At 62.6% G+C, this 24,066-nt stretch carries 25 protein-coding genes; 10 read left to right on the forward strand and 15 right to left on the reverse strand.

The window, feature by feature from the left end:
• Nucleotides 1–752: 752 nt before the first annotated feature.
• Nucleotides 753–1,724: a LysR family transcriptional regulator gene (locus BLT65_RS27185; RefSeq protein WP_091783230.1), complete on the reverse strand. Its 972-nt coding sequence runs from the start codon at nt 1,722–1,724 to the stop codon at nt 753–755.
• A gap of 100 nt (nt 1,725–1,824) precedes the next feature.
• Between BLT65_RS27185 and BLT65_RS27190 the strand changes: the two genes are divergently transcribed.
• The 6 genes from BLT65_RS27190 (at nt 1,825) to BLT65_RS27215 (ending at nt 8,170) form a co-directional block, all read left to right on the forward strand.
• Entirely contained in the window at nt 1,825–2,907 is a 1,083-nt protein-coding gene (locus BLT65_RS27190) for an ABC transporter ATP-binding protein (RefSeq protein ID WP_091783233.1), read from the forward strand.
• Nucleotides 2,908–2,975: 68 nt separating this feature from the next.
• Nucleotides 2,976–3,686 (forward strand): HAD-IA family hydrolase, encoded by a 711-nt coding sequence (locus BLT65_RS27195; RefSeq protein ID WP_035995617.1) that lies wholly within the window; start codon nt 2,976–2,978, stop codon nt 3,684–3,686.
• A gap of 2 nt (nt 3,687–3,688) precedes the next feature.
• A complete protein-coding gene (locus BLT65_RS27200) occupies nt 3,689–5,020 on the forward strand; it encodes an NAD(P)/FAD-dependent oxidoreductase (protein WP_091783236.1) in 1,332 nt (443 codons plus the stop codon).
• Entirely contained in the window at nt 5,017–5,928 is a 912-nt protein-coding gene (locus tag BLT65_RS27205; RefSeq protein WP_007583258.1) for an ABC transporter permease, read from the forward strand. The genes BLT65_RS27200 and BLT65_RS27205 overlap by 4 nt, the downstream gene beginning before the upstream one ends.
• On the forward strand, nt 5,925–6,722 hold the full coding sequence (locus BLT65_RS27210; RefSeq protein WP_091783239.1) for an ABC transporter permease: 798 nt from the start codon (nt 5,925–5,927) through the stop codon (nt 6,720–6,722). Before BLT65_RS27205 ends, BLT65_RS27210 begins: the two co-directional genes overlap by 4 nt.
• A 20-nt stretch (nt 6,723–6,742) precedes the next feature.
• Entirely contained in the window at nt 6,743–8,170 is a 1,428-nt protein-coding gene (locus tag BLT65_RS27215) for an aldehyde dehydrogenase family protein (RefSeq protein WP_091783242.1), read from the forward strand.
• A gap of 59 nt (nt 8,171–8,229) precedes the next feature.
• Here the strand turns inward: BLT65_RS27215 and BLT65_RS27220 are convergent, their stop codons facing one another.
• From BLT65_RS27220 to BLT65_RS27255, 8 genes are all read right to left on the reverse strand, one after another.
• The gene (locus BLT65_RS27220) at nt 8,230–8,649 is read right to left on the reverse strand and encodes a type II toxin-antitoxin system HicB family antitoxin (protein WP_035995606.1); all 420 of its coding nucleotides are present in this window, start codon (nt 8,647–8,649) and stop codon (nt 8,230–8,232) included.
• 79 nt (nt 8,650–8,728) lie between these two features.
• Complete coding sequence (locus tag BLT65_RS27225) at nt 8,729–8,914, reverse strand: type II toxin-antitoxin system HicA family toxin (protein WP_091783245.1); 186 nt, start codon at nt 8,912–8,914, stop codon at nt 8,729–8,731.
• 120 nt (nt 8,915–9,034) lie between these two features.
• Entirely contained in the window at nt 9,035–10,720 is a 1,686-nt protein-coding gene (locus tag BLT65_RS27230) for a GMC family oxidoreductase (protein ID WP_091783248.1), read from the reverse strand.
• A 112-nt stretch (nt 10,721–10,832) separates the two neighbouring features.
• On the reverse strand, nt 10,833–11,843 hold the full coding sequence (locus BLT65_RS27235) for an ABC transporter substrate-binding protein (RefSeq protein ID WP_042306073.1): 1,011 nt from the start codon (nt 11,841–11,843) through the stop codon (nt 10,833–10,835).
• A gap of 250 nt (nt 11,844–12,093) precedes the next feature.
• A complete protein-coding gene (locus BLT65_RS27240) occupies nt 12,094–12,438 on the reverse strand; it encodes a cupin domain-containing protein (protein WP_091783251.1) in 345 nt (114 codons plus the stop codon).
• A 40-nt stretch (nt 12,439–12,478) separates the two neighbouring features.
• Nucleotides 12,479–13,456 (reverse strand): M14 family metallopeptidase, encoded by a 978-nt coding sequence (locus BLT65_RS27245; RefSeq protein WP_091783254.1) that lies wholly within the window; start codon nt 13,454–13,456, stop codon nt 12,479–12,481.
• Nucleotides 13,453–14,925, reverse strand: coding sequence for an NAD-dependent succinate-semialdehyde dehydrogenase (locus BLT65_RS27250; protein WP_091783257.1), 1,473 nt, complete (start codon nt 14,923–14,925; stop codon nt 13,453–13,455). The genes BLT65_RS27245 and BLT65_RS27250 overlap by 4 nt, the downstream gene beginning before the upstream one ends.
• Before the next feature lie 17 nt (nt 14,926–14,942).
• The gene (locus tag BLT65_RS27255; protein WP_091783260.1) at nt 14,943–16,022 is read right to left on the reverse strand and encodes a tartrate dehydrogenase; all 1,080 of its coding nucleotides are present in this window, start codon (nt 16,020–16,022) and stop codon (nt 14,943–14,945) included.
• 130 nt (nt 16,023–16,152) lie between these two features.
• Between BLT65_RS27255 and BLT65_RS27260 the strand changes: the two genes are divergently transcribed.
• Nucleotides 16,153–17,070, forward strand: coding sequence for a LysR substrate-binding domain-containing protein (locus BLT65_RS27260; protein WP_091783262.1), 918 nt, complete (start codon nt 16,153–16,155; stop codon nt 17,068–17,070).
• On the opposite strand, the gene BLT65_RS27265 is transcribed toward BLT65_RS27260, so the two are convergent.
• The 4 genes from BLT65_RS27265 to BLT65_RS27280 form a co-directional block, all read right to left on the reverse strand.
• On the reverse strand, nt 17,064–17,561 hold the full coding sequence (locus BLT65_RS27265; protein ID WP_035995587.1) for an Lrp/AsnC family transcriptional regulator: 498 nt from the start codon (nt 17,559–17,561) through the stop codon (nt 17,064–17,066). The genes BLT65_RS27260 and BLT65_RS27265 overlap by 7 nt on opposite strands.
• Before the next feature lie 44 nt (nt 17,562–17,605).
• The gene (locus tag BLT65_RS27270; protein WP_091783264.1) at nt 17,606–19,015 is read right to left on the reverse strand and encodes an aspartate aminotransferase family protein; all 1,410 of its coding nucleotides are present in this window, start codon (nt 19,013–19,015) and stop codon (nt 17,606–17,608) included.
• 1,060 nt (nt 19,016–20,075) lie between these two features.
• Entirely contained in the window at nt 20,076–21,002 is a 927-nt protein-coding gene (locus BLT65_RS27275; RefSeq protein WP_091783266.1) for a 2-hydroxyacid dehydrogenase, read from the reverse strand.
• 3 nt (nt 21,003–21,005) lie between these two features.
• Complete coding sequence (locus tag BLT65_RS27280) at nt 21,006–21,905, reverse strand: GNAT family N-acetyltransferase (RefSeq protein ID WP_091783268.1); 900 nt, start codon at nt 21,903–21,905, stop codon at nt 21,006–21,008.
• Between the two features lie 224 nt (nt 21,906–22,129).
• Between BLT65_RS27280 and BLT65_RS47300 the strand changes: the two genes are divergently transcribed.
• Together BLT65_RS47300 and BLT65_RS27285 are read left to right on the forward strand one after the other, a co-directional pair.
• A complete protein-coding gene (locus tag BLT65_RS47300) occupies nt 22,130–22,294 on the forward strand; it encodes a hypothetical protein (RefSeq protein ID WP_167306545.1) in 165 nt (54 codons plus the stop codon).
• A 62-nt stretch (nt 22,295–22,356) separates the two neighbouring features.
• On the forward strand, nt 22,357–22,842 hold the full coding sequence (locus tag BLT65_RS27285; RefSeq protein ID WP_091783269.1) for a universal stress protein: 486 nt from the start codon (nt 22,357–22,359) through the stop codon (nt 22,840–22,842).
• 46 nt (nt 22,843–22,888) lie between these two features.
• On the opposite strand, the gene BLT65_RS27290 is transcribed toward BLT65_RS27285, so the two are convergent.
• Together BLT65_RS27290 and BLT65_RS27295 are read right to left on the reverse strand one after the other, a co-directional pair.
• A complete protein-coding gene (locus BLT65_RS27290; RefSeq protein ID WP_007583222.1) occupies nt 22,889–23,173 on the reverse strand; it encodes a hypothetical protein in 285 nt (94 codons plus the stop codon).
• A 9-nt stretch (nt 23,174–23,182) separates the two neighbouring features.
• Nucleotides 23,183–23,392: a hypothetical protein gene (locus BLT65_RS27295; protein ID WP_007583220.1), complete on the reverse strand. Its 210-nt coding sequence runs from the start codon at nt 23,390–23,392 to the stop codon at nt 23,183–23,185.
• Between the two features lie 311 nt (nt 23,393–23,703).
• Between BLT65_RS27295 and BLT65_RS27300 the strand changes: the two genes are divergently transcribed.
• Nucleotides 23,704–24,033 (forward strand): hypothetical protein, encoded by a 330-nt coding sequence (locus BLT65_RS27300; RefSeq protein WP_007583219.1) that lies wholly within the window; start codon nt 23,704–23,706, stop codon nt 24,031–24,033.
• Nucleotides 24,034–24,066 lie beyond the last annotated feature (33 nt).

Raw genomic sequence — 24,066 nt, forward strand, 5'->3', positions numbered from 1 at the left:
TTGCCGCCGCAAAGAAAAGTAGGCAAAAGAAAGCGGCTCACACCGCCAGCCCGTGTTCTTATCCACGGGCCCCCAACGTCCCCACGCTTCACATGGCAACGCCCTTGTTCGCGTGCGTTGCCAACGCTTCGAATCAACGCCTCACCCACTTCGAATATCCGTACTCAGGCCAGCGGCAGCGAACCGTATATGCCGCCTAGGTGGCAAACTGTGTGTCGGCTGGCGGTGCTCCACACGCATCGCTCCAGACCGATAGTACACGCGCACCACCTTGTAAGAGCGCTCACACATACGACGCGACAACCTACACACAGTTTGCCACCTGGGCGGCGGTGGACTATCTGGCGCGGCGTGATGTAGTGCTGGTGCGTGAAGCGGGTGAGGCGCACATCAAGAGCGCCGGCAACCAACGCGGAACAAGCAGGTTGCCGTGTGAAGCGTAAGAACCTTTGGGGGCCCTCAGGCAAACACAAGAGCTGGCGGTGTGAGCCGCTTTCTTTTGCCTACTTTTCTTTGCGGCGGCAAAGAAAAGTAGGTGCCGCCCCGCACAGGGGCGACGCGTGAAGCACGCTAACAGATCGCGGATGCCAGCGCAAAGGCAGAAATACCAAGCGGCATCACCTTCGCCGCGAAAGCAAAACCGAAAAGTAAGTGCAGCCCGCACAGGGGCGACGCGTGAAGCACGCTAACAAAACGCGGATGCAAGCAAAAAGGCAAGCACACCACCCAGCGTCGCAGACAACCAAAAACCCCTATCCAAACTTCACACCAGTCTGCCTCATAGCCTCCCCCAGCCCCAGCATGGGATACTTCTTCTCAATGATCCGCATATCATTGCGAGTCTCCTCGATAAGCCAATCGCGGACATCGTCCACAATAGGCCGTAAAGGCTTATTAGCAGGCCGCACCAAACAGCACCGCCGATTCGTAACAATAACCTCTTGCTCAGCGGGCAAAAGCGCCCCTTGCGCAAGCCAATGCGACACCACATTCAACCACCCCAGCGCGATCCCCTGCCCAAGCAGCGCCGCCTGCACCACAATCGCATAATCATTAAAGCTCAGCATCCCGGCAACATGCCGCCCATGCCCGACGAACGCGCCGAATCGCTCATGCCAGCCGCGCTCCTCATCGTCCATCACGATTACCGTATCGCCATGCGCGCGACCAGCATCGCTTAGAGCAGTCTCCCGATACCGCTCATTACAAACAGGCAAAAGCGTTTCAGGCATAACAAGCACCGCATGCTCATCAATCTCGCCATCGTGCAAAAACCGCATCCCGAGATCGACATCATGAAGCGGTCCGCCAATCCGCCCCGATATCAGCTGAAAGCGCAAATCGATATTAGGGAAAGCCTGATTCAGCCGGCTCATACGCGGCATCAGCCAATGCGTGGTGAAACCGGTGGAAACCGACAAAGTGACTGACTCGACCCCCGTCGCGCGGGCCTCGATTTCCCTGATTGCGTTTTCAACGCCATTGAAGCCTTCAGAAATCGCGCGATACAGAATCCTGCCGCTTTCAGTGAGCTCGATACCGCCGCGCACCCGCTCGAACAGGCGCACGCCAATATGGTCCTCCATGCGCGCAAGCATGCGGCTCACGGCAGGCTGGCTCACATAGAGCTCCTGCGCGGCGCGCGTGAAGTTGCCGCAGCGGGCGGCCGCTTCGAACACGAACAGCGCATTCGCGCTCGGCAGTTTCTTACGAAGGTTGGGCATGACCTGATGTTATGCCCGATCCAACAATTTGGGAATTGCTGTCAAAAAGAACGGGACTTATATTTTTCTCAACACACCCATTTCCAGCGAGACACACGTCATGGACGCACGAGCGAAAACGGGAGTATCGATCAGGTCGGCAGCAAAGCGTTATGGTCCAGTGGTCGCGCTGGACGACGTATCGCTCGATATCGCACCGGGTGAATTCGTGTCGCTGCTCGGGCCGTCCGGGTCGGGCAAGACGACGCTGCTCGGCATCCTCGGCGGCTTCGTGCAGCCGAGTTCCGGCACGGTCTGGGTCGGCGAGCGCGACATTACATTTGCGCCGCCGCACAAGCGCAACATCGGCATCGTGTTCCAGAACTACGCGCTGTTTCCGCATATGACAGTCGGCGAAAACGTCGCCTTTCCGCTGCGCGCGCGCCGTGAGCCGAAATCGGGCTGGGCGAAGAAAGTCGCCGATGCCCTCGCGATGGTCGAATTGAACGGCTACGAGTCGCGCAACATCAGCCAGTTGTCGGGCGGCCAGCGTCAGCGCGTGGCGCTGGCGCGGGCGATGGTGTTCGAGCCGCAACTGATTCTGATGGACGAGCCGCTCTCTGCACTCGACAAACAACTGCGCGAAACCATGCAGATCGAATTGCGCCGCCTGCATCGCAAGCTCGGCGCAACCATCGTCAACGTTACGCATGACCAGCGCGAAGCACTGACGATGAGCGACCGCGTCGCCGTGCTGAAGGACGGCAAGCTCGTGCAGATCGATACGCCGGAACGTCTCTATGACCGTCCGTGCGATGCGTTCGTCGCGAGCTTCATCGGCGAAGCGACGCTGCTCAACGTGAGCCGCGCTGGCGACGACGCCGTGCGTCTCGGCGATGCCGTGTTACGCACCGCGCATCCGCTGCCGCGCGGCGACAAGCTGCTGCTCGCGGTGCAGACAGAGAAGCTCGTGATCGACGGCGCAGAGGGACAGGGCGTCGCGCATGCAAACCGCCTGTCGTGCCGCGTCACCGAAGTGCTGTATCAGGGCGAGAGCCTGCGCGTGTTCGCCGCGCTCGCCGACGGCACGGCCATCAGCCTTCGACAACCCGGCAGCCACGAAGCGCGCCGGCGCATTCCATCGCCGGGCGCGCAGATGACCGTCGCGCTCGATCCTCAGGACACGATCGTCGTGCCCGCCTGATTTCACTCACGCCTGTGTACGGGCATGCCTTCTTACGCGATTCACGCAAACTGCAAAGGGATGATGCAATGAAGCTCACCGATTTCAAGGTTCTGACGTTCGATGTCGTCGGCACGCTGATCAACTTCGAAAAGGGCGTGCTCGCCTCCATACGGCGTCTGGGCGGCGCGAAAGCGAAAGACCTGACCGACGAAGCGATCTTCGAGCCGTACATGCGCGGCCGCGCGACCTATCCGGGCCGCTCGAGTCATGAGATGGCCAACGTCTATCTCTATGTTGCGAAAGAACTCGGCCTGCCCGACGACGCGCAATCGGCCGCTGCATTCCAGCGCGACGTGCTCGACTGGCCCGCGTTCGAAGATTCCGTCGCGGCGTTGAAGCGCCTGCGCAAGCACTATCGCCTGGTCGCGATGACGAACGCGGACCGCGTTGCGCTGTCGGCCTATGCGCACACGCTCGGCGATCCGTTCGACGACACCGTCTGCTGCGACGAAACGGGCGTCGCGAAACCCGATCCGCAGTTCTTCGCGTACAACCGCGGACGTCAGGCGGCATTCGGCTACAAGTTCGGCGAAATCCTGCATACCGCGCAAAGCCAGTATCACGACATCGGCATCGCGACGAAGCTCGGCTACGCGACCTGCTGGATCGAGCGTCGCCAGGGCTTGAAGGGTTTTGGCGCGACGCCCGTGCCCGAAGCTGTCACCGAGCCGACGTTCAAGTTCGCGACGCTCGCGGCACTGGCGGATGCCGTCGAAGCCGAAGCACGCGCCGCCTGACCATGCTCGCGCCGACGACACTGCACCGGCCGCAGCCGGACTCGCTCTGGCGGGCGATGGCTGCGCGCTCGCCCGTCACGGATGCGCCCGTCAGCACGGGCGCGCCGCTCGCGCGCGACCTGATCGTCGACGTGGCGATCATCGGCGCGGGTTATTCGGGTCTCGCGGCCGCGTATGCGTTGCAAAAGCGCGGCGTCGATTGCGCGGTGTTCGACGCGAATCCCGTTGGCTGGGGCGCGAGCGGGCGCAATGGCGGCGTGGTGTCGTCGAAATTCCGGCTGTCGTTTCCGTCGATCGCCAGCACGTACGATCTCGACACCGCGAGGCGCATGCATCGGCTCGCGCATGACGGCGTGCGCGTGGTCGAGCAGTTCGTCGATGAATTCAAGCTGGAGCGGGCGCGCTTCGAGCACACGGGCAGCCTGCGCTGCGCGCATACGGAGCGGGCCTTCGCGTCGATTCGCGCGGAAGCGGACTGGGTTCGCACGCAACTCGGCGATGGATCGATGAGCGTGCTATCGCGCGAAGAGATAACGCACGAGACGGGTTCGAATGGTTTTGTCGGCGGCGTGCTGAGCGCCGATGCAGGCACGATCCTCCCACTCGAGTACGTATGCGGTATTGCACGTGCCCTGACGGCGCGCGGCGTGCCCATCTACGAATCGACGCCGATTCTCGACATGACGCGTGTGCAGGAAGGCGTGATGCTGCGCGCGCCCGGCGGCAGCGTGCGCGCGAAACAGGTGATCGTCGCGACCAATGCCTACTCGAATCTCACGCAGGCCACGTCGTCGTATCAGCGCGAACTCGTGCCGTTTCGCAGCGCGATGATAGCGACGGAAAGATTGTCGGCGGAACTCGACGCGAAGCTGATGGTCAACCGGCGCAGCTACACCGAAACGCGTCGCATGATGAAGTGGTTTCGCAAGGTGGATGGCCGCATGCTGTTCGGCGGCCGCGATGCGTTCGGCAAGGAAGGGCAGGCAACGGGCTTCGATGCATTGCAGCGCGCGATGGTCGCGCTCTTTCCCGATCTCGCGGGCGTGCGTGTCGAGTACGGCTGGTCCGGTTATGTGGGCATGACGTTCAACGCGTTGCCGCATGTCGGGCGCAGCGACGACGTCACGACATTCTGTCTCGGGTATAACGGAGCAGGTGTCGCGATGGCGAGCCTGATCGGGCAGCATGCGGCTGCGCTGGCGCTCGGCGAGAAGCCGGAGCTGGCGTTGCTGGCGCAGGAGGGCTTGCGGCCCGTGCCGTTTCATTCGCTGCGCGCGCCGGGCGTCAGGCTCGTTGCCGCGTGGTATCAGTTTCTCGACGCAGTGGGTGCATGATGACGACAGCCAAACACGTTTTGCAGGAACAGACTGTGATGCAGGCCACTACGATCGATCCGTCGGTACGTCACCAGCAGCGCGAAGACCGCGCGATGCTGCTGCTGATGGCGCCCGCGCTGCTCGTCGTCGTGGTGTTGCTGGTGGTGCCGCTGGCGTGGCTTTCGTGGCAGTCGATCTATCACGACGGCGCGTTCACGCTCGTCAACTATCAGCGGGTTTTCACGGGCACGTATCTCGACACGTTTCTGATGACGTTCAAGCTGAGCATCATCGTGACGGGCATTACGCTGCTGCTCGGCTATCCGGTTGCGTATTTCGCGGCATCCGTGCCGCCAAAGTGGAGCGCGCTGATACTCGGCATGGTGATCCTGCCGTTCTGGACCAGCGTGCTCGTGCGCACGTATGCGTGGCTTGTGCTGCTGCAACGCACGGGGCTCGTGAACAAGGCGCTGTTGTCGATGGGTTTGATCGACAGGCCGTTGCAGCTTTCGTATAACCAGTTTGGCACGATCGTCGCGATGGTACACATCCTGTTGCCGTTCATGGTGCTGCCGCTTTACTCCGCGATGCAGAAGATCCCCGGCAATCTGTCGCAAGCGGGCGCGAGCCTGGGCGGCTCGCCGTTGCACGTGTTCTGGCGCGTGTTCCTGCCGCTATCGATGAGCGGCGTCGTCGCGGGCGTGACGCTCGTATTCGTGCTGTGCCTCGGGTTCTATATCACGCCCGAACTGATGGGCGGCGGCAAGTCGATCATGGTGTCGATGGTGGTGAGCCGCAATGTCGAGATTTACAACAGTTGGGGCGCGGCGAGCGCGGTGAGCGTCGTGTTGCTGGTCTGCGTGTTCGCGATCTTCTATGCGGCGAGCCGCGTGATTCCACTCGAAAAGACCCTGGGCGCGAAATGAACAAGCTCTCATTCGGAAGGCTGACGCTCGGTGCTGGCGTCGTGCTGATCCTCGTGTTTCTGATGCTGCCCGTGGTGATCGTCGTGCCGCTGTCGTTCTCCGATACGCGTTTCATGACGTTTCCGCCGCCGGCGTATTCGCTGCGCTGGTATCACTCGTTCTTCGACAACCCCGCATGGATCGATGCGGCGCGCGTGACGCTGATGGCTTCCGTGTGCGCCGCGCTGATCGCGACGCCGCTCGGTATCGCGGCTGCGTATGGCATCCAGCACGGCTCGCACTGGTCGATGCGCTATCTGCGCACGCTGCTGATGCTGCCTTTGATGGTCCCTATCATCATCGTCGCGGTGGGCGTGTTCTTCGTGTTCACGCAGGCCGGTTATGTGAATACGCTCACTGGGCTGATCGTCGCCGATACGATGCTTGGCTTGCCGTATGTGCTGATCTCGGTGGGCGCCGATTTGCGGACCTTCGATCGCACGCAGGAAATGGTCGCGCGCAGCCTCGGCATGAACCGCTTTCGCAGCTTCATGACGGTGACGCTGCCGCAGATCAAGGCGAGCGTCATCTCGGGTGCAGTGTTCGTGTTCATTCAGGCGCTGGATGAAACGGTCGTCGCGCTGTTCATTTCGGGCGGCTCGAACCAGACGCTGACGCGGCGCATGTTCGTCACGTTGCGCGACGAAATCGATCCGACCATCGCCGCGATCAGCACGATGCTGACGGCGCTGACGCTGTGCCTCGTGATGATCGTCGTCGTGAGTCGCCGTTCGTCGACCGTCGCGCGGGCCTGATTTCTTTCTACGGAAACCGGATGTCCAATTCACTGAAGTTCTATATCGACGGCGCGTGGGTCGAGCCGTCCAGCAACGCGCGTCTGCCTGTCATCGATCCCTGCACCGAAGAACCGTTCGCCGAAGTGGCGCTCGGCAATGCGCAGGATGTCGATCGCGCGGTGGCGGCGGCGAAGCGCGCGTTTGCGTCGTTTTCAAGGACGCAGCCTGAAGAACGCGTTGCGTTGATCCGGCGCATTCTCGATGTGTATCTCGAACGTTATGACGAGATGGCCGAGACGATCATGCGCGAGATCGGCGCGCCCGCGAAGCTCTCGCATGCGTGGCAGGCGGGTCTTGGCAAGCGGCATCTGGAAGAAGTGCTGCGCACCTGCGAGACCTTCGAATGGCGGCGCAAGAAGGGCACGACGCTGATCAATCATGAGCCTGTCGGTGTCGTCGCGTTGATCACGCCGTGGAACTGGCCGATCAATCAGATCGTCTGCAAGGTCGCGCCGGCGATCGCCGCGGGCTGCACGATGGTGTTGAAGCCCAGCGAGGTCTCGCCGCTCAATGCGGTGCTGTTTGCCGAAATTATCGATGCCGCTGGCGTGCCTGCTGGTGTCTTCAATCTGGTCAACGGCGATGGGCCGACAGTGGGCGCGGCGTTGTGCAGTCATCCCGATGTCGACATGGTGTCGTTCACGGGTTCGACGCGTGCCGGTATCGAGATCGCGAAACTCGCTGCGCCGACCGTCAAGCGCGTGCATCAGGAACTGGGCGGCAAGTCGGCGAACATTCTGCTCGACGATGCCGATTTCGAAACGGCCGTCACGGCGGGCGTCAATTCGTGCTTCGGCAATAGCGGCCAGTCGTGCAACGCGCCGACGCGGATGCTGGTGCCCGCATCACGGCACGACGAAGCGGTCGGGATCGCGCGCCGCGCGGCGGACGCGCACCGTGTCGGCCCTGCCGATGCCGCCGATACGACGATGGGCCCCGTAGTCAGCGACGTGCAGTTCGACCGCGTGCAACGGTTGATCGGCATCGGCATCGAAGAAGGCGCGCAGCTGGTGGCGGGCGGCACTGGGCGTCCCGATGGGCTGACGCGCGGCTACTACGTGAAGCCGACTGTGTTCGCGAACGTGGACCCGTCGATGACGATTGCCCGCGACGAGATTTTCGGCCCCGTGCTGGCGATCATGCCGTATCGCGATGAAGAAGAGGCGATCGCGATCGCCAACGATACGCCGTTCGGGCTGGCGGCTTATGTGCAATCGGCGGATATCGAGCGGGCGCGGCGGGTCGGGTTCAGGATGCGCGCGGGCAGCGTGTATCTGAACTATCCGGCGTGGGACGCGGGGTCGCCCTTCGGCGGGTACAAGCAGTCGGGGAACGGGCGCGAGTATGGCGAGTGGGGGCTGGAGGCGTTTCTGGAAGTGAAGGGGCTGGTGGGGTTTGGGGGATAAGTGGCGGAATGGAAAGCTCCGTTGATGCGGGGCTTCCATCCCGGGAATTGCGGCGCGTCTTAGACGGCGCGCACATCGAGGCGCTTACCCAATACCGCAAACGCCGACTCGACCATCTCGATCTTCGATGAATGGCCGAAGTTTAGAAGTCGATCGACCTGCACCTGATTGACGCTGAGCCGTCGCGCGAGTTCAGCCTTTCGCACGTTCTGGCGGAGCATTTCATCCGCGAGCAACACTTTCGCGGTCACAAGCGCCGGCAACGTAACGACGGGTTGCCCGCGTTTGGCCTTCGAAGGCATCGGGATGCTTCGCTTCTCCGCGAAGTAGATTTCGAACGCGGCCTCGAGCGCATCCAGCGCTTGCACTTTCGCGTCCTCTTCGTCGTCGCCGACGGTGATGGCTTCCGGAACATCAGGAAACGTGACGAGCAGCGTTCCGTTGTCGTCGGGTGTCAGGCTGATCGGGTAGCTGAGCATACGTGTGTCGTGGTTTGCCATTCTTCAAAGAACATGGACGTGATACGCGAGTGAGAGAGCCCGCGTAGGGCTCTCTGCTTCACCTGATACCGAGCTGCTTCCTGATGGCTTCCACCAGTCCTTTACCCATTTCCTTCGCACCGTGATCGGGGAAGATGGTGGTCCTGCCATTGAGCGTCACCCGGTAGTGACTTGAGCCGCTTCGGTGCTTTTCGAACGTCGCACCTTGCTGTTTCAGCCACTTCCTGAACTCGCTGTATTTCATGTTCTCCCTATGTTGTTGTGAAGGGAGAAATGTACAACATAAATGTTATATTTATAAGTGGAGATGTGCAACAAAATTGTTGTATTTTTCTCGGTGGCAAATCGGGGTATAGGACCCGGTTCAGACTCCTCCGGATGCTCTTATCATCTCCGCCACCCTCTCCGCCACCATAATCGTCGGCACATTGGTATTCGCGCACGGGATAGACGGCATCAGCGACGCATCGCACACATGCAGTCCTTCCACGCCATACACCGCGCCGTCCGCGTCGGTCACGGCCAACGGATCACCGGGCGCGCCCATCCTGCATGTCCCCGACGGATGCCACGTTCCCCCAACCGATCGCGTGACAAACTCAGTCATCGCCGCGTCATCGGCCAATAGCTCATCGATCGAAACGCCTTGCGTCACCACGCGCCGGATCAGCGACCCACGCAACGGCCCGGCAATATCGAGCAGCGCGCTCAACGCCCCACGCTGAAACGCATTCCACACGCCCGGCACAGCCACAGCCGCGACGCGCGGAGAATAGCTCGATGGAAAAATGGCATCGCGATGCGCCGCCATCGAAGGCGCTGCCAGCGTCTGCGCACCAAAGCGTAACGCGAGCTTCAACCGTTCAAGATCGCGCTGATCCGACAACATCGCGAAGTCGACCAGCAGCTCATCGAACGGATTCGTGGATGCGAGCTTTAAAGACCCGCGCGAATACGACTTGTTGACCCAGAAGAAAATCGTGCCGAGCCGATAACCGACCGAATGCCAGCCCGAGCGCGACAGGATCGCGCCGTGCATGTCGCCAGGCACGGTATCGGGCAAGCCGGAAGAAAAGCGCACGATCGCCTGTTCATGATGCTCGTCGGGAAACGGTGTGCGGGCGGCGCGCGGCAGAAACGCCGACACGGCAATCGACGGATGCTCCATCAGATTGCGCCCCACGCCCGCGCAGTCCGCGCGAACCTCGATGCCGAGCGCGGTGAGATCGCTGGCGGGACCGATGCCGCTTCTGAGCAGCAGTGCAGGACTATGAATCGCGCCAGCACTGACGATCACACGCCCCGCGCGCACATCTTCATGCGTGCCGTCCGCACGCAAGACCCGTGCGCCCGTTGCACGCTGCCCGTCGAACAAAATCCGCTCGACGACGAGACCCGTGCGTGTCGACAGATTCTTGCGCGCACGTACGCTGTCGTCGAGATAACAGACGGAAGTCGGAATGCGCTCGCCCGCTGCGCTTACGGCAATCGAGCCAACGAACGTGCCGTCTTCCCATGGACCGTTCTGATCGTCGCGCAACGCATGTCCGCGCTGTTGCAGCGTGCCGAGCACGGCCTGCACGAATGGCGAGATACGCGGCCAGCGAGTGCGCTGAATGCGCACAGGCCCGCTCGCGCCATGCAACTCGCCGGCGAAGTCGCAATCGGTTTCGAGCTTGCGAAAGTAGGGCAGGCACGCTTGCCAGTTCCAGCCGCGCGCGCCGAGCGCTTCCCATTCGTCGTAATCGGCGGGTGCGCCGCGATTGGCCATCAGCGCGTTGATCGCCGAGCCGCCGCCCAGCAGCTTCGCCTGCTCATAACGGCGCAGCGCCGCTGGCGCGCTCATGCGCGCTTTCAGTTGCTGCCAGATGTTGTTGGTGTCGAGATACGCGCGGCCCGGATAGCGGCTGCGGATCGCATCGGGCATGGTCGCCTGCGAGATATCGCGGCCCGCTTCGATCAGACACACGGTCTTGCCCGCATCTTCGGACAGTCGCGCAGCCAGCACGCAACCAGCCGATCCACCGCCCAGAATCAGATAGTCGATCACGTCGAATGTTATGCGGCGCGTGTCGCCGACAGTGCGTGAGAATCGATGAAATGAAAAACGCCCGCAGCGAACGACGTTCCTGCGGGCGCCTGAATGGAACTGCGCGACTACGTTATTGCATGAACTTCAGCCAGCGCGCCTTGGCCTGAATACCGGCGTCGGAGGCCCACCATTCTTCCGACATCAGCGCCTGCTTCGACGCATTATCCGGCGAACTCGGCAGTTCGCTCGCGCGCTTCGCGGTGATCTTGCCCGTCTTGAACGCAGCGGGGTTGCCAGGACCGTAGTCGATATAGAGCGGCAGATTCGCCTGCAAATCCGGCGACAACGCAGCGTTGACGAACTTGATCGCGTCGGGCAGATTCGGCGCGTTCTTCAGCACGCACAACTGCGTGTTCTGCAGAATGCCGTCGTTGAACGTGAAGTCGACATCGGGATCATCCTTCTTCACGGCGCTGGCGCGGCCGTTCCAGATCATCGTCATGTCGACTTCGCCGTCGTGCAGCAATTGCGCCGACTGGCCGCCCGAAGTCCACCACACGGTAATGTCGGGCTTGATCTGCTGCAGCTTTTTAAACGCACGATCCACATCCAGCGGATAGAGCTTGTCGCGCGGCACGCCATCGGCGAGCAGCGCCGCTTCGAGCACCGTCTGCGGATCGTTGCGCAGCGCGCGCGTGCCGGGGAAGTTCTTCACGTCCCAGAAGTCCTTCCAGCTTTGCGGCACCTTCTTGAGGTTCTTCTTGTTGTAGCCGATCACCGTGGAATAGAACTCGTACGCAACCGAATACGGCGTGCGATATTTTTCCGGCACGGCTGCTGCGTTCGGGATCTTCGAGAAGTCCAGCTTTTCCAGCAGACCTTCGCGGCCACCGCGCAGACAGTTCGATGTCGGCGTATCGACCACGTCCCAGATCGGCTTGCCCGTCGCGCCTTGCGCCTTGATCTGCGGCCATGCGTCGGGAATGCTGTCCTGGTTGATCGTGATGCCCAGCTGCTTTGCGGCGGGGTCGAGGATCGCCTTGGTCTGCGCTTCCTGATACGTGCCGCCTTGTGAGACGAAAGTGATTTTCCCCGCCGCGAACGCGGGCGCCATACCCGCGATGCTCAACGCGAGCGTCATAACTAATGGGCGCAACTTCGTTTTATTGATCACGACTTTTTCCTCGACACGGTTGAAGCGAAAGACATCTTCCAGGTCGTGCTGTCGCGCTTCCGGCGTGGCGCAGGAAGCAGAACAACGCGGGATTGATTGAAAATATAGTGAGTCAATTTCGGCGGAGCAACGCCGGAATTGTTGGAGTCCCCATGACGTAGTGTTATGTCAGACGCTTGCTGCGCACGTTACCAGGGGACTCCCCGATCGCATGCCGTCAGAAGATCACGTAGACCTTGCGCATCGTCTCTTCGACTTCCCATGTGCCTTCCGTGTGGGCCTCGAAGAACAGCGTGTCACCGCCCGAGAAGTGAACCGTGTCTTCGCCGTCGGGCGTGAAGCGGCCACGGCCGCTGAGAAAGTGCATCACTTCGGCCTGCTTGACCGAGCGCCGATAAGTGCCGGGCGTGCATTCGAAGATGCCCGTGTCGATCGCCTCGCTGCCGCGTATCACTTTCTGCACGCCCGATACCTGGATCTCCGGCGTGCCTGGAAGACCGGCCGTGCCCCAGTCTTCCAGCCCCTGCAATGCGATGCTTTGTTTGATCTGCTGGACTTTCATCTTGTGTTTTCGTTGACGATGGTTGGAGTGACGGCAAAAGCTATTGGGTTCTCGCGATACGCTTCTCGATCTTGCCGAGCCGCACGACCGTCACGCCTGCGCGCAACTGCCTGAGCGAAGGCATCACGAGCATGCAGTCGGGATAGGGCGTGCGCACGGCTTCACCATCCGACCAGCCGATTACGCTGGCCGCTTCGGGAAACACCTCTAAGCCCGTATAGTCGCCCTCGAAGCGGAAGTCGAGGCTCTTCGCCACGACAGGCTCCGTCACGCGCACGATCAGCATTTCGTCGGGCAGCGGCAGGGTCCAGCCTGCGGGCAAATCGGCTTCATCGACTACGCCGGACAACACCAGAAAACGCGCCGTCACATCACGCGCAACGGCGACAGCGCCCGCTTCCCAATGCTGTCCGCATTCGATCAGCAACGCGTTCTTCGCACTCTGAAGATCGCCGAAGCCTTCGTAATCGCGCATACGGCGGCCTTCGGGATGGCCTTCGTCGCAGATCACCGTGGCGGGCGTGCCGAGCTTTTCCGACAACGCGATGCCCTTGTCGAGCGGCCCGGCGACGATCAACGGTTTGCTCTTCTCATGCATCGAATGCAGATCGAGCAGCAGATCGACGGTATCGATCACGGGCCGCATCGCGCGTGCGCGGCGCAACTCGCTCGAATCGAGCGCGCTGTTGTCGAGCGTTTGCGCCGTCCACACGCGGTTGAAGTCCTGATCGACGAAGCGCGCCGCATCCGGCTTCGACGGATCGAAACGCGCATACGCGTCGACGTTCGCGAACGCGAGCGTTAGCTTGCCGCGCCGTGGACGCAGCTTCGCGCGCAGCAGCGCATCGACGACGATCGCGCCGCACACCTCGTTGCCATGCGTGAGCGCGTTGATCATCACGTGTGGACCGGCGACGCCCGAATCGAAGGTATGCACGTACGCGATGCCCGTGTCGCTGCGTTCGTGTACGGAGATGTCGGGAAATGTGACTTCGATTGGATAAGCCTGCGCGTTCATTCGAGTCCGCCCTGGCAGAGATATTTGATCGACAGGTAATCGTCGAGACCGTATTTCGAGCCTTCGCGGCCGTAGCCCGATTCCTTCACGCCGCCGAACGGCGCGGCTTCGCTCGCGAGCGCGCCTTCGTTGATGCCGACGATGCCCGCTTCGAGTTGCCGCGCGACCCGGTCGATGCGCCGCACGTCCTGGCTATAGAAGTACGATGCGAGGCCGAACGGTGTGTCGTTGGAAGCGCGGACCGCCTCGGCTTCGTCGTCGAAACGGAACAGCGGCGCGACGGGGCCGAAGGTCTCTTCGCAACTCAGGTTCATGTCGGGCGTCGCATCGGCGAGCACGGTCGGCGCGTAGTAGTTCGGGCCAAGTTCCGGCAGGCGCTTGCCGCCCGTCAGCACGCGCGCGCCGCGAGCCACGGCGTCGTCGACGTGACGCGCAATCTTGTCGATTGCGCGCGCGTTGATCATCGGGCCGATCTGCGCAGCGGGGTCGGTGGCGGGCGCGACCTTCAGCGCGGCAACGCGCGTCGCGAGCAGGTCCGCGAAACGCTCGTACACGCCGGACTGCACGTACACGCGGTTCGGGCACACGCAGGTCTGGCCGCCGTTGCGGAATTTCGCAGCCAGCAGGCCCGTGACGGCGGCATCGAGGTCGGCGTCGTCGAACACGATGAAGGGCGCATTGCCGCCCAGTTCCAGCGACAGCTTCTTCAACGTCTCCGCCGATTCGCGCGCCAGGTACTTGCCGACGGGCGTCGAACCCGTGAACGTGATCTTGCGCACGCGGCTGTCTTTGAGCCAGTCGGCGACCGCGCCCACAGCGTTCTCGCGCGATGCCGAAATCAGGTTCAGCACGCCCGCCGGCACGCCCGCTTCATGTGCGAGCATCACCAGCGCGAGGGCGGTGAGCGGTGTGTCTTCAGCAGGCTTGCCGACGACGGTGCAGCCCGCCGCGAGCGCGGGCGCGATCTTGCGCGCGATCATCGCGAGCGGGAAATTCCATGGCGTGATCGCGGCGACGATGCCCACAGGTTCCTTCACCGCGCTCATGCGCTTGCCGCGTTGCTGCTGCGGAATGATGTCGCCATAGATGCGCGTCGCTTCGTCCGCGAACCACGCCACGTATGACGCGCCGTACATCACCTCGCCGCGTCCTTCGGCGAACGGCTTGCCTTGTTCCAGCGAGATCAGGCGGCCGAGCGCATCGGCGTTCTCGACCATCAGCGCATGCCAGCGGTGCAGCACGGCCGCGCGATCCTTCGGCAACGCGTCGCGCCAGGCGGGGAAGGCGCGGGCGGCGGCATCGGTGGCGGCGCGCGCGTCGGCGGCATCGCTGTCGGCGACCTGCGTGATCACTTCGCCCGTCGCGGGGTTCGTCACGTCGAAGCGCTTGCCTTTAGCAGACGCCACCCACTTGCCGTCGATGAAATTGTCGCTGCGGATCAGTTCGCTCAACTCGTATTGCTTGGTCATCTAAAGACTCCTGTGATTCAGGCGAGGCGATGCGCAATCGCCGCGCCCACTTCAGCCGTATTCGCCTTGCCGCCCAGATCGCCCGTGTGCGGGCCTTCCTTGAGCGTGGCTTCGATCGCGGCGAGGATCGCGTCGTGCGCTTCGCGTTCCTTGCCCGCGCCGTTGCCGAGAAAGTCGAGCATCATTGCCGCCGACCAGATCATCGCGATCGGATTGGCGATGCCTTTGCCCGCGATATCCGGTGCGGAGCCGTGTACGGGTTCGAACAGCGACGGGAACGTACGGTCGGGGTTCATGTTCGCCGACGGCGCAATGCCGATCGTGCCCGTGCAAGCCGGGCCGAGGTCCGACAGGATGTCGCCGAACAGATTGGTCGCGACCACCACGTCGAAGCGATCCGGATTCAACACGAAACGTGCACAAAGAATATCGATGTGCTGCTTGTCCCACTTCACGTCCGGATAGCGCGCGGCCATTTCAGCGGCGCGTGCGTCCCACCACGGCATGCTGATCGAAATGCCGTTGCTCTTCGTCGCGACGGTGATCTTCTTCTCGCGGCGCTGCGCGAGATCGAATGCGAACTTCAGCACGCGCTCGGAGCCCTTGCGCGTGAAGATCGACTGCTGCATCACGAACTCGCGCTCGGTGCCTTCGAACATCGTGCCGCCTACCGACGAGTACTCGCCCTCGGTGTTCTCGCGCACGATCATGAAGTCGATATCGCCCGCCTTGCGGCCCGCGAGCGGCGACGGCACGCCTTCGAACAGGCGCGCGGGACGCAGGTTGATGTACTGGTCGAACTCGCGGCGGAACTTGAGGAGCGAGCCCCACAGCGAGATGTGATCGGGCACGGTGTCGGGCCAGCCGACCGCGCCGAACAGCACGGCGTCGACACCTTCGAGTTGCTGCTTCCAGTCGTCGGGCATCATCTGGCCGTGCTGCGCGTAGTAGTCGCAGCTCGCCCACTCGATATGCTGATAGTCGAGGCCGATGCCATAGCGCGTGCTGACGGCGTCCAGCGCACGCAGCGCTTCGGGCATCACTTCCTTGCCGATGCCGTCACCGGGAATCACTGCGATGCGATAGTTGCGGGTCATATGCGTCTCCTCGTCGGGGAAGTGTCAGAAAGGGTTCGGGTCATTCAGACCACACGTTCACTAACGACTAGTCTATTCCTGATTAACCGTCATAAAATCGCGCTTTCGGTTAAGCCACTATGCACGAACTGTGAATAAATCGCCGAACCTCGATGACCTGCGCGTGTTCTGCACCGTCGCCCGCAAAGCCAGCTTCAGCGCGGCGGCGGATGCGCTGTCGGTGTCGGCGGCGTATGTCAGCAAGCGCGTGAACATGCTCGAAGCGGATCTGGGCACGCGTCTCTTTCATCGTTCGACGCGCCGTGTCGCGATCACGGAGGCGGGCGAGCGCGTGTACGCGTGGGCCGAAAAGATTCTCGACGACGTCGACCGGCTGGTCGAAGATGTGTCGACCACGCGCCGCGTGCCGCGCGGCACGTTGCGCATTTCGAGCAGCTTCGGGTTTGGGCGCCATGTCGTGGCGCCGGCGCTGGCGCGGCTCACCGAGCGCTATCCGCAACTGAGCGTGCGGCTCGACCTGTTCGACCGCATCGTCGATGTGGCGGGCGAAGGCTTCGATCTCGACATTCGTATCGGCGACGACATCGCGCCGCATCTGATCGCGAAGCGTCTTGCGGAGAACCATCGCGTGCTGTGCGCGTCGCCGGAATACCTGAAGCGTCACGGCACGCCGCGTCAGCTTGCGGACCTCGGCACGCATCATTGCCTCGCGATCAAGGAGCGCGACCATCCGTTCGGCATCTGGCGTCTGACGGAGCGCGGCGAGACCGTCTCCGTCAAGGTGACGGGGCCGCTGTCGACCAATCACGGCGAAGTGGCCGTGCAATGGGCGCTCGCGGCGCGCGGCATCGTCTTGCGTTCGATGTGGGATGTGCGCGCGCTGCTGGATTCCGGCGTGCTCGTGCAGGTGCTGCCCGGCGTCACGCAGCCCGCTAACGTGTGGGCGGTGTATCCGGCACGGCTGGCGTCGTCGGCGAAGGTGCGAGTGTGCGTCGATTTTCTGGCCGACGAATTTGGCCGCCTTGCCGAACCCGCCGCACGTCAGTGATGGTTCTGCGAGAAGAGTGTTTCGAGCGGGTAGTGCGTCTTGACGAACGGCGTCTTGATGATCACGTAGCTGAAGTACTTTTCGATGCCGATATCGCGCTCCAGCAGCCCTTCGATGATGCTCTGGTAGTGACTGACGCTGCGCGTGATGAACTTGAGCAGATAGTCGTAGCCGCCGCTCGCCAGATGGCATTCGACGATCTCGTCGACATCCCTGATTGCGTTGACGAACTTGATGAAATCTTCCCGGCGATGGTCGGCGAGCGTGACTTCCGTGAACACGATCTGCACGTCGCCGAGCTTTTCGAGCTGGATCTGCGCGCCGTACCCGACGATATAACCCGCCTTCTCCAGCCGCTTCACGCGGATCAGACAAGGACTGGGCGACAGCCCGACTGCGTCGGCCAGCTCGACGTTCGTGATTCGCCCTCGCTTTTGCAACTGCGAGAGGATGCGCAGATCGATTCGGTCCAGTTTGCAGTCGGTGCTCATCGTGAGTCGGTCGGTCCCGCATGTCGAAGGGTCGGTCGATGTTATCACGCAGCCGCGCGGCGTTTAAATTCGATCGAACCCTTCAGTGCGGCGCGCACGTCGGCTTGCGCGAGCACGTCGTCGAGCGTCTTTTCGAGGCGCTCGAACAGCAGGTCGAACTCGCTTTCCGTGTAGCACAGCGCGGGCGCGAAACCGAGGATGTTGTCGCCGAACGCACGGAACACGAGGCCGTTCGCATACGCGGCCGTGGCGATGCGGTCCGGCAGTTTCAGCGCCGCGTCGAAACCCTGTTTCGTGTCCTTGTCGGCGACGAGTTCGAGCGCGCCCAACAAACCGCGATGTCGCGAATCACCGACGAGGGGATGCGCGAGCAGCGCATCGAGCCCTTGCGCGAAGCGCGGCGCACGCGCGATGCCGTTCGCGAGTAGCCCGCCTTCATGATAGAGGCGCATCACTTCGAGGCCGATCGCGGCGCTCACGGGGTGCGCCGAGTACGTGTGCCCGTGGCCGATCGCCGCCGTGACGTCGCCGCCATCGGCGATGCCCTGATAGATGGCATCGGACATCAGCACCGCGCCCATCGGCGCATAGCCGGCAGTGAGGCCCTTGGCGACCGTCATCAGGTCCGGCTCGACGCCTTCCGCTTCGCAGGCGAACAGCGGGCCCGTGCGGCCGAAGCCTGTAATGACTTCGTCGGCGACAAACAGGACGCCGAGCTTGCGGCAGGCTTCGCGCATTGCCTTCAGCCAGCCGACAGGCGGTACGATCACGCCGCCCGAGCCTTGGATCGGCTCGCAGAAGAAGGCGGCGACGTTGTCCGCGCCGAGGGCTTCGACTTTCGCTTCGAGCGCAGCGACGGAGGCGGCGATCAGCGCGGCGTCGTCGGCGAAATCGTTGCGGTATGCGTAGGGCGACGGGATGTGATGTTGCGTGGGCAGCGGCACGTCGAAGTTGCGATGGAACGCGGGCAGCGCGGTGAGGCCTGCGCCGATCGACGACGAGCCGTGATAACCGCGTTGCAGCGCGATGATGTGCTTTTTCGACGGACGGCCTGTCGCGTTGAAGTAGTGCGTGATGAAGCGCAGCGCGGAGTCGACGGCATCCGATCCACCGAGTGTGAAGTACACGTGCTGGAGGGACGCGGGCGCGAGTTCGACGAGTTTCGCGGCGAGTTCGATGGCGGGCTCGGAGCCGAAGTGGAAGTAGCCTGTCGCGTAGGGGAGACGGGCCATCTGTTTTGTCGCTGCGTCGACGATGCTTTGATGGCCGTAGCCGGTGTTGACGCACCAGAGGCCTGAGAAGGCGTCGAGCAGTTCGTTTCCGTCGATGTCGCGGAGGTAGACGCCTTGCGCGGATTCCAGCACGGTGACGCCACGCGCTTCGTGTGCGCGATAGCTGACTACCGGGTGGATCAGGTGTTTGCGGTCGGATTCGATGAGGGATCGGTTTTGCATGAGGTGGGTCTCGTTTTCTCGTTTCTTCGCTTTCGCGGGTGGGAGGCGGACCGTTTCATACTACAGAGAGGGGGTTGGCGCGCGATTCGCCAAATTAATCTTTGAATGACGTGGATGTGGTTTTTTTGGGGGTGGGGGCAGCATTTTGTGCTGTGGCGGGGTTTTTTTGTCTGCGACGCTGGGCGGGGGTTTGGACTTTGCGATGGCATCCGTGTTTTGCTCTTTGCGCTGGCATCCGCGCTTTGTTAGCGTGCTTCACGCGTCGCCCCTGTGCGGGGCGGCACCTACTTTTCTTTGCCGCCGCAAAGAAAAGTAGGCAAAAGAAAGCGGCTAACACCGCCAGTTCTAGTGTTTGCCTGAGGGCCCCCACAGGGTCTTACGCTTCACACGGCAACCACGTGACCCACGTTCGTTGCCAGCGCTCTTGCGCTGCGCCTCACCCGCTTCACGCACCCGCGTTACGGCACACCGTGCCAGACAGTCCATCGCCGCCCAGGTGGCAAACTGTGTGTAGGCCGTAGTGCCTCGCGCGCCTCACTTCGGACCGATAGCACATGCGTTCCACCCTGTAAGAGCGCCAGGCTATACGCCGCGACAACCTACACACAGTTTGCCACCTGGGCGGCACATACCATCCGCTGCCGCTTGCCTGAGTACGGGCATTTGAAGCGGGTGAGGCATTCATTCGAAGCGTTGGCAACGAACACCAACCAGGGCACTGCCGTGTTAAGCGTGGGGACGTTGAGGGCCCGTGGACAAGAACACGGGCTGGCGGTGTTAGCCGCTTTCTTTTGCCTACTTTTCTTTGCGGCGGCAAAGAAAAGTAGGTGCCGCCCCGCACAGGGGCGACGCTTGAAGCACGCTAACAAAACGCGGATGCCAGCGCAAAGGCAAACCCACAGCGGCGACGCATGCAGCACGAAGGCAAGACGCGGATGCCAGCGCAAGAACAAGCAAACCAAACCCAACACCCGCGCCGCGAAGGCAAACAAAAAGCCCAGACGGCAACGCCTGCGCCGCAAAGGCAAAAAACCACCTCCAGCGTCGCAGACAGAAACCCCTAATACCCTCGACTCCGATCAACCTCCCCGACCATGGGCACCCCATCGCGCCGCCGCCGAATATTCTCCAGCACCACGTCGACGGCGCTCTCAGGGCGAGTAGCACTAGCAATATGCGGCGTAACCCTCACCCGCGGATGCGTCCAAAACGGATGCGAATCCGGCAACGGCTCCGGATCAGTCACATCAAGAATGGCATTCTGCAACTGCCCGCTATCGAGCGCATCGAGCAGATCCTGCTGATTGACCTGCGCACCGCGCCCGACATTAACGAACGAAGCCCCTTTCGGCAGCTTGCCGAACAGACGCTTATCGAGCAGCCCGCGCGTCGCATCGGTAAGCGGCAGCAGGCACACAAGCACATCCGTCCGGGCAAGAAACGCATCGAGCGCGCCGACACCCGCAAAACACTCAACACCCTCGATCCGATGCTCCGAACGACTCCACCCCGCACACGGAAACCCAAACAACCGCAAACGCTCCAGCACGGCAGTGCCCAACATCCCAAGCCCCAGCACGCCGACGCGCCGCGTCGAAGCCGCCCGCACGGGCATCTCACGCCAGACCCGCTGTCGCTGCTGCAAAGCGTAGTCGAACAGATCGCGATGAATGGTCAGCACGGCCTGCGTCACATACTCCACCATGCCTTCGACGATCCCCGGCTCGATCATCCGCACCACAGCAATATGCGGCGGCACGCGCGACAGATCGAACTGATCGATGCCCGCGCCCACCGAGAAGATCACTTCGAGATTCGGCAACGTGCGCGCCGGATCGTCAGGTGGCTGCCACGCGGCGAGATAACGTACGGCCGCCGGATCGCCGACGTCCGGCCACAGGCGAAAAGGAATCTCGGGCGCCTTTTGCGCGAAGTGCTGCGCCCACAACTTGCCGCGTTCGGGATCGGCCTTGTAGAGAAGCGTCATGATTTAACCAAGTGCCTGATTGACGATAGCGAACTGCACGACAGAAGGATCGCTCGCGGGCGTCCCGTTGCGGGACATCTTGATGACGGTGTCGACGCGCTTTAGGCCCAGTTCTTCGAGCCACGACGTAAGGCCGCTGTCGCCGGGCGTGTCGATGCGGGTGAAGGCGCCCGCGTTCTCCGAGAGACAATGCGCGATCAGCGCTTGCGCACGGCGCGTCGATTCGTCTGCGGAGTTCTCTACGACAACCGGCCCGATCGCGTGTCCACGGCCAAACGGCCGCAGCAATGCGAAGCCGAGCACTACGCCATCGCGCTCCAGCGCAACGCCTCGCGCAACATCGAGCAGAGCAGGCAGCAGCGCACTGCGATCAAGGCCGCTCGCGCGCGTAGCAAGGTCGATCAGACGGGGCGTGTCGGCGGCTTGCAGCGGGCGCAGTTGCTCGCCCGGTTTCAGCACGATCTGCGGCACGCGAAAGTCGGCGGCCTGGTGCTGGTTGATCGTGCCGATCGCGCGGAAGCCGAGCTTCTCATACAGCGGCTGGCCGGCTGGCGTTGCATGCAACACCGTGGTCCGTCCGCCGAGCATTTCGAGCAGACGCTCCATCAACTCGCGCCCGATGCCTCGACCTTGCTGGTCCGGCGCAACGATCACCATCCCGAGCGATGCGCCGCTTTCGCCGTACTTCCAGCACAACGCCGTGCCGACGATGCGATCCCCGCTCAGCGCGACAAAGCCGCTGCCGGCATCGGCGACCAGGCGCCAGTCGTCGGCGCGATGCGGCCACTTGACCTCGAGCGACAGCGCGTGCGCGGCGGCGATGTCATCGGGCGTGAAAGGCCGGAAGGTAACAGTGGAAAGGGAAGGCGCGGAAAGGGCGGAAAGCGGTTCGGGTGTGGACACGAAAGCTCCTCTGGCTGGATACGCCCGTCACTTTGGCATTCCGTCGGTGCGAAGGCTAGGACGATCCTGCTGCAACAGGCGCACGCCGTTCACGTCCACGCCCGTGCGAGCCATTTTGCGCAGCGCCGCAAAGCGCATCTTGCCGGGGCCGTCGTTCGCGCAAACAGCCGCCGCAATGCGGTCTATCATGGAAAGTACAGCATTCATCAGCGCAGGAGCACACCATGCCCTCCGATCCGTCCGCTGAGCCGACCGCCAAACCTCTCGACCCCGCGCAAACGACATCCGGCAAGCAGCCGGCCAAGCCCGCGAAAGACGACGTTCCCGACGCCGACGCGGCCGAGCCCGTCCCGCACGAGCATCTTCCGAGCCGAAGCGACGACAACTGACCAACAGCGAAGGCGCCGCTCAATCAAGGCTCGCACCGGTTCAAACCGGAAGGGAGCGAATCATGCAGAACATCCTGGCAGGTTATGACGGCTCGCCGTCCGCGCGGCACGCCGTCGCGTTCGCAGTCGATCTGGCGAAGCGCTTCGATGCGCGCCTGCATGTGCTCGTCGTCGCGCGCGCGCCGGACTGGGGCGCGATCGAGCTCGAAAGAAAGGAAATGGTCGACTACGAGTTGCGTCACGCGAACGAAGTGCTCGACGACATCAAGGCGAAGCTCACGTCGTCGAACGATCACGCCGAGTTCGATCTCGTGATCGGCCAGCCGGCGAAAGAGATCGTGCTCTACGCGGAGCAGCACAACATCGATCATCTCGTCGTCGGGCATCGTGGGCATACGCCGTTCGACCGGTGGCTGATCGGCTCCGTCGCGCGTCAGGTGCTCGCTTACGCGCCGTGCGCGGTGACGATCGTGCGCGATCCGGCGTCCATGAAGAAGCGCGTCGGAAAGACCGAGCAGCATGCGGCGGATGAAGCGCCGTTCGTGTGAGGTCGAAAGCGCAGGAGCGGCGGGTGAAGCGCGTGCAGAACGCGCGTCACGCGTCCGTCTGCGCGGTATCGCGGCCGAGCTTCTCGGGCCGCGTGCTGAAGCGCGGCTCGTCGATCCATGCCGCGAGCCAGTCGTGAAACTGGCCCCAGTCGTCGGCCAGGTCGAGTTCGCGCGCGCCCGGCTGGTCGCGGCCGCCGTCGCCGATCCACGCGTAGACGGTCCGCGCGCCGCCCCACCACGCGATCATCCCGTCCGTCAGTTCGGCGATGGTCCCATCGGGCAGCGCCCGTAGCAGCCGCGACAGGCGCGCGTCGAATTCGTCGAATCTCATGCCCAACCCTCAATGCACGACGCCGAAGAACGCAATCGCGCCCTCGGCCGGCGTCAATCCCGCCTTGAAATAACCTTCGAGCCGGTCGGCTGTCGATTCGTCTAGCGTAAAGGGCGGGTGAACGAGTCCCACCTTGAACGCATGGTCGTACCAGTCGCTAATCCACGCGCGCAAATCGATCACATACAGCGGCAGAGCGTTCGAAGCGTCGTCATACATGTGCGTCTCCCCCATGCCCGATGACCCAATGCTAGGGCTAACACGATGCAGCACCAATCGGCAGCGGCGGATTGTGTATTCAGGAAATGCTGATTTGAAGCGTCAGGATTTCCCTGGGAAGCGGAGCGTGAGTTGCTGACGTACAAGGGTTTTTACGTACCGACAGCGGCTTGCGGGCACGCGCGGCGTTAAGGATTTCCTGACACGCGAATCAGGATGTCGCACGCGGGTTTTACAGCGGGTGCTGACTGTGACACAAATAGTGGTCGCGGATCATGAGCCATTGAAATGCAACATCGAGCCGACGCGTCATGATTGCCTATCTGTCCGAGCGTGAGAATGTCGTGGAGCAGGTCAACTCGCTCTGTCTGCAGCTATTCGACACATGGTGCGAATCGCGCAGCGTGACGGCGCTCGCGTATCTGATGCACTGCTGGCCGTTGATCGAAAGCACGCCCGCTGCGCTGAGACGCCTCGGCGAAACGATGTGCGATTTGCGGCGCTATCACGCGGACCAGCTCGACGCACACGGTTTTCAGGCGCTCTGCGAAATGGCCGATCTGATCGACGAACTGGTCGGACGGCCGGTGCGTACGGTCAGACTGAAGGCGTTTGGCGAACTGCCGGAACCGGCGGGGTAAAGGACAGACGTTTCAGGCGGCTGGCCGCTGGAT

Source organism: Paraburkholderia steynii (assembly GCF_900100565.1).
GTDB lineage: Bacteria > Pseudomonadota > Gammaproteobacteria > Burkholderiales > Burkholderiaceae > Paraburkholderia > Paraburkholderia terrae.